The organism is Neisseria sp. P0021.S006 (assembly GCF_051956895.1).
Genome location: NZ_JBQCWZ010001258.1, coordinates 1 through 446 on the forward strand (window position 1 = coordinate 1; position 446 = coordinate 446).

Annotated in this window: 1 protein-coding gene; it reads left to right on the plus strand. The window is 51.3% G+C overall.

Features of this window, described 5'->3' with window-relative positions; genetic code table 11:
• Window positions 1–50: 50 nt before the first annotated feature.
• Window positions 51–446 (plus strand): SDR family NAD(P)-dependent oxidoreductase (locus ACTHUM_RS19765; RefSeq protein ID WP_440403979.1); only part of this gene is annotated, 396 nt, incomplete at its 3' end.

Below are 446 nucleotides of genomic sequence, written 5' to 3' on the forward strand. Positions count from 1 at the left end.
GTATAAGGCCGTCTGAAACCATTTTTCCAATCGCAATTAAGGAATAAAACATGAGTACACAAGATTTAAGCGGTAAAATCGCTTTGGTAACCGGCGCATCGCGCGGTATTGGTGCGGCGATTGCCGATACTTTGGCTGCGGCCGGTGCAAAAGTTATCGGCACGGCCACCAGCGAAAGCGGTGCGGTTGCAATTAGCAAGCGCTTGGCGCAATGGGGCGGCGAAGGCCGTGCATTGAATTCTGCCGAACCTGAAACCATCGAAAACCTGATTGCCGACATTGAGAAAGAATTCGGCAAACTGGATATTTTGGTCAACAACGCCGGCATTACCCGCGACAACCTCCTGATGCGCATGAAAGAGGAAGAATGGGACGACATCATGCAGGTCAACCTCAAATCCGTCTTCCGCGCTTCCAAAGCCGTATTGCGCGGCATGATGAAACAG